The organism is Mailhella sp., from assembly GCF_057866825.1.
Map to the genome: position 1 here is coordinate 1 of NZ_DBMAHT010000181.1, position 3,095 is coordinate 3,095.

3 protein-coding genes are annotated in these 3,095 nt (G+C 61.7%); 1 reads left to right on the plus strand and 2 read right to left on the minus strand.

The window, feature by feature from the left end:
* A partial coding sequence (locus tag ACZM96_RS10375; RefSeq protein ID WP_489488955.1) for a P-loop NTPase occupies positions 1 to 322 on the plus strand: 322 nt, incomplete at its 5' end.
* A gap of 328 nt (positions 323 to 650) precedes the next feature.
* Here the strand turns inward: ACZM96_RS10375 and feoB are convergent.
* Together feoB and ACZM96_RS10385 are read right to left on the minus strand one after the other, a co-directional pair.
* Entirely contained in the window at positions 651 to 2,873 is a 2,223-nt protein-coding gene (gene feoB / locus ACZM96_RS10380) for a ferrous iron transport protein B (RefSeq protein ID WP_489488957.1), read from the minus strand.
* The coding region (locus ACZM96_RS10385) for a FeoA family protein (protein WP_489488959.1) at positions 2,873 to 3,095 on the minus strand (223 nt) is incomplete at its 5' end. The genes feoB and ACZM96_RS10385, both read right to left, overlap by 1 nt.

The following is a 3,095-nucleotide window of genomic DNA, read 5'->3' on the forward strand; positions in this document are numbered from 1 at the left end:
CATCGTCATCGTCACATCTCCGCAGGAACTGGTGTCCATGATCGTGGAAAAGGCCGTGAACATGGCCCGTCTCGACGGCCTGAACATCCCGGTCATCGGCCTTGTGGAAAACATGTCCTACTTTGAATGCCCGAACTGCGGCAAGCGCCACGCCATCTTCGGCGAAAGCCATCTCGAAGAGATCGCCAGGCAGTACGGCATCGCCCACATTGCCCGCATTCCCATTGATCCCTCCATCGCCAAGGCCTGCGATCAGGGAGCCATCGAAGCGGTCAAGAGCCCCTGGCTGGACGACATGGCCGACGCCGTCAGTCAGCTCTGATCCGCAGTTTTGCGAATACGAAGGGGCGGAGCTTCGGCTCCGCCCTTTTTTATGCGGCAGACATCCCCGCCGCCTGCGCCATGTCGCGGGCGACGAAACATCTTCCCCCCCAAAAAAACGGCCTCAGCGACGGGCAAAACAACACTGCGCCGGGCCCCGCGCTCTCCACGGAGCGCCCCGGATTGGTCGAGCGCACCGAAGGCCTGCGAGAAGGGAGTCATCGAAGCCCCCAAAAACGCGCCCACGCGTCCCGGTTCTGCACAAGTCCATGAAAAAGGCGTCCCTCCAAAAACGGAGAGACGCCTTTTCATTCGTTTACAGGCTCAGATCAGCACCAGCGGGTAAGAATCTGATACGCCGTGGTGGCCACCACCATGGCTACGCAGGTGTTGAACACAAAGCTGAACAGCGCCCATTTGGCCGAGCCGGTTTCCATGCGTATGGTCACGAGGCTCACGAAGCAGGGCGCATAAAGCAGCACGAACAGCAGGAAAGCCACCACCGAGGGAATGTTCCAGTTCTTGTCTCTGGCGATGAAATCGGCCAGATTGCCGGAATCCTCGCCCGCGTCGTACAGCGAATAGGCCGTGCCCAGCGTGGTCACGATGACTTCCTTGGCCGCCAGACCGCCAAGCAGGGAGATGTTGGCTTCCCAGCCGAAGCCCGCATAGCGCGTCACCGGTTCCATGGCCGAGCCGATGCGTCCGGCAATGGTGTGCCGCAGCGTTTCTTCGCTGAAGCGTCCGTTTTCCGTCTGAATGGCGTGTTCGATGCTCCGGCGCAGGTCGGAATCCGGCGCGGCGGCACTAAGCTGCGTCTGCAGCTCGGTCAGCGTGGTTTCATGCGCCTGCACCCGGTCTTCGGGCAGTGACGGATAGGCCATGGCCGCCCACACCACGATGGATATGGCAAGAATGACGGTTCCGGCCTTCTTCAGATATTCCCAGGTGCGCTCGCCGGCGTGAATGACCATGCCCTGAAGCGTGGGCATGCGGTAGGGAGGCAGCTCCATGACGAACGGCGTGGCCGGGCCCTTGATGACGGAAGAGCGCAGCACGCGCGCGGCGAGCATGGCCACCACCCAGCCGGTGAGCGTGAGCCCGAACATGACGAGCGCTTCGTTGCCCGGGAAAAACACGCCCGAAAACACGATGAACACGGGGAGCTTGGCGCCGCAGGCCATGAACGGCACGGTGAGCAGCGTGGCCAGCTTTTCACGGGGACTGCGCAGCGTGCGCGCCGCCATGATGCCGGGAACGGCGCAGCCGCCGGCAATGCCGCCGCCGAGAATGTAGGGAACCACGGAAGCACCGTGCAGACCGAAGATGCGGAAGATTCTGTCCAGCATATAGGCCATGCGCGCCATATAGCCGGAGTCTTCCAGAATGGCTATCTGCATGAATATCAGCAGAATGAGCGGCACAAAGCACATCACGCCGCCCACGCCGTCGATGATGCCCGAGGTAATCATGGATTTCAGCACGCCGTCGGCCATGTTGGCGTCCACCAGATTGCGCAGCCACGCAAACAGCGATTCCACCCACTGCATGGGAATCTCGCCGACCGTGAACGTGATGCGGTACATGAGGTACATGATGGCGAGCATGATGAGCGGGCCGAAAATCTGATGCGTGAGAATATGGTCCGCCCTGTCGGAAAGGTCCATGCGCTGGGCGATGTCGTCGCGGCGGGTCAGCACGCCGCGGAGCAGAGAGCTGATGTAGCCGTAGCGGTAGTCGGCAATGATGGCCTCGGCACTGGTGCCGAGCGTGGCCTTGAGATGGGCTTCCACCTCGTCGATGTGCTCCTTCACGTGCGCCATGACCTCGGGCTTGTCGTGACTGAGCTCGGAAAGAATTTCCTCGTCGTTTTCCAAGAGCTTGAGCGCGAGCCAGCGGGTGGGATACGGCGCGCAGCCCACGCCCTCCTCGTCGAGGGATTCCGTCAGGTGCTTGAGCACGGGATCAAGATCCGGCCCGTAGGAAATGCTCAGCGGATGCCAGGGCTGTCCCTCGAACTTGCGGCTGAACACCAGCGTTTCGTGCAGATATTCCTGCAATCCCTCGCCGGTGCGGGCCACGGTTTCCACCACGGGCACGCCCAGACGCCGGGACAGTTCCTTGACGTCGATGCTCATGCCCATGGCGCGGGCTTCGTCCATCATGTTGAGGCCTATGGAAACGGGCACGCCCATTTCCATGAGCTGAACGGCCAGATAGAGATTGCGTTCCAGAGCGCCGGCATTGAGCAGCGCCATGACGGCCAGCGGCTTTTCCGTGCCGATGACGCGGCGCGCCACGCGCTCTTCCTGGGTATAGGCGGTGAGCGAATAGGCGCCGGGCAGGTCGATGATGCGGATGGCTTCGCCGTCGCAGTGGGCTATGCCCTCCTTCTGCTCCACGGTGATGCCAGGATAGTTGCCCACATGCTGACGGGCACCCGTAAGTGCGTTGAACGAGGTTGTCTTCCCCGAGTTCGGATTTCCGGCGAGCGCGAGGGTGGGCAGATTGCTGCGCGGCCGCCCGTCGTCAGAATGATGAAAATAAGACATCAGTCTACCTTCTCCACCAGAATGAAATCAGCTTCGTTGTTGCGCAGGCTCAGGGTAAAGCCCGGCAGGCGGAGGGCTACGGGATCGCGCAGCGGCGCGCGGCCTATGACTTCCACTTCGGCTCCGGGAACCAGTCCCATGTCGCGAATGCGGCGGCCCAGTTCACCATCGGCTCGTACAGAGGCAATGCGCGCCTTGGTGCCTACGGGAAGAGAACGAAGA

Excerpts from the sequence above, each read along its gene's own strand:
- feoB (WP_489488957.1), bottom strand. The coding sequence starts at position 2,873 with ATGTCTTATTTTCATCATTCTGACGACGGGCGGCCGCGCAGCAATCTG.